This window comes from Embleya sp. NPDC050493 (assembly GCF_044458105.1).
GTDB lineage: Bacteria > Actinomycetota > Actinomycetes > Streptomycetales > Streptomycetaceae > Embleya.
In genome coordinates, this window is the sequence record NZ_JBITHP010000073.1 from 1 (window position 1) to 1,376 (window position 1,376).

At 63.9% G+C, this 1,376-nt stretch carries 1 protein-coding gene; it reads left to right on the top strand.

The window, feature by feature from the left end; translation table 11 throughout:
- Positions 1 to 49 precede the first annotated feature (49 nt).
- Positions 50 to 1,366, top strand: coding sequence for an extracellular solute-binding protein (locus tag ACIBM5_RS47050; RefSeq protein ID WP_396012849.1), 1,317 nt, complete (start codon positions 50 to 52; stop codon positions 1,364 to 1,366).
- Positions 1,367 to 1,376: the final 10 nt, after the last annotated feature.

The following is a 1,376-nucleotide window of genomic DNA, read 5'->3' on the forward strand; positions in this document are numbered from 1 at the left end:
ACCCTCACCAACGGTCCTGTTTTCCCGAAGGCATGAAGGCGGTACTGCGATGAAGCGGCACCAGATGGCATTGGCGGCGACAGGACTGTCGGCCGCACTGCTTCTGTCGGCGTGTGGTGGCTCGGACGACAAGAAGGACGACGACAAGGCGGCCCCCGGCGCCTCCGGAGCGGCGGCGGGTGCGCCCAAGGACGGCACGATCAAGCTGGTCGTGGCGGACTACGGCAGCGGCGACGGCAGCATGCAGAAGTACTGGAACGGGGTGATCTCGAGCTTCAACGAGAAGAACCCGGGCATCAAGGTCAACCTGCAGGTCGTCAACTGGGACGACATCGACAAGCAGGTCGCGACCATGATCCAGAACAACGACATGCCGGACCTCCTGCAGACCGGCGGTTATGCCGACAAGGTCGTCGACGACCTGCTCTACCCGGTCGACGAGGTCATGTCGCCCGCCACCAAGGCCGATTTCGTGGATTCCTTCACGCCCGCCGCGACGGTCAAGGGCAAGCAGTACGGCATTCCCTTCACCTCCAGCACCCGGCAATTGATCTACAACACCGATCTGTTCGCCAAGGCCGGAATCACCGACCCGCCCAAGACCTGGGACGAACTCAAGGCCGCCGCGACCAAGCTGAAGGCCGCCGGCGTGCCCACGCCCTTCGGCCTGCCGCTGGGCAAGGAGGAGGCCCAGGGCGAGTTCATGAACTGGGCGCTGGGCAACGGCGGCGGCTACCAGACCAACGGCAAGTACACGGTCAACAGCCCGCAGAACGTCGAGGCGCTGAACTGGGTCAACGACAACCTGGTCAAGACCGGTCTGACCGAGTCGAACCCCGGCACCAAGAACCGCAAGGACGTCTACACGGACTTCTACGGCGGCAGCGTCGGCATGGTGAACAGCAACCCCACCATGATCGCCACGCTCAAGAAGGACTACCCGAACCTCAAGTACGCGACCGCGCCGATCCCCGGCAAGGCGGGCCCGCTGAACGAGACCCTCGGGGTCTGCGACTGGATGATGGCGTTCAAGAAGAACGGCAGGAAGGACCAGATCAAGGCGTTCCTGGACCACGCGTTCAGCACGGATCAGCAGATCAAGTTCCAGGAGCAGTACAGCTTCCCGCCGGTGACCAAGTCGGTGATGGCCAAGATGGCGGCCAACCCGGCCAACGCCGGTCTCAAGCCGTACATCGACCTGCTGCCCAAGGCGAAGTTCTACCCGTTGAACGACGTCGCGTGGGACGTGCTCTCGCCCAAGATCAAGGAGCAGCTCGGCAGCGCGGTCTCCGGCAAGTCGCCCAAGGACGTGCTGGACCAGCTCCAGAAGGAAGCCGAAGCGGCGGTCGCGCAGCAGAAGAGCTGACGCACCACAG